A 514-nucleotide genomic window follows, 5' to 3' on the forward strand; every position below is an offset into this window, starting at 1 on the left:
TCCAAGTAATTGTTGGCATACCATTAGTAGTACCAACACCACAACCCATCAACGAATGTGATACTTTGCCAAACGACCAATTTGCGGTATTTGATTTAACGGTTCGACAAATCACAGCCTTGTCAGGATATACCTTCCAATATTATCCAAGTTTATCAAATGCACAAAATGATATTAACCAAATCACGAATATTACTAGTTATACCAATGTATCACCAGCAGTACAAACGTTAGGAGTTCGTATCATCAGTGCGCAAGGATGTGTAGGTTATACCACGCTAAACATCAGAGTATTACCAGCGCCAGAGCCAAATACCAATCCAGATGTGCTACCAGCAGTTTGTGAAAACGCAACCAACTCAGGACAAGCACTAGTTGATTTAACTCAAAATCAGGCGTATATTTTAAACGGCGATACGAATTTAACGTTACAGTATTACCCAACGTTGACCGATTTAGAAAACAATACCAATGAAATCACCAACCCATCAGCAGCATTGGTAGGCGATACGAC

General features: G+C 39.7%; 1 protein-coding gene. It reads left to right on the plus strand.

Annotated elements, in window-relative coordinates; all coding sequences use genetic code 11:
* A partial coding sequence (locus G6042_RS00685) for a hypothetical protein (RefSeq protein ID WP_169522358.1) occupies positions 1–514 on the plus strand: 514 nt, incomplete at both ends.

The sequence above is a fragment of the Flavobacterium solisilvae genome (assembly GCF_012911605.1).
Taxonomy (GTDB): Bacteria; Bacteroidota; Bacteroidia; order Flavobacteriales; family Flavobacteriaceae; genus Flavobacterium; species Flavobacterium solisilvae.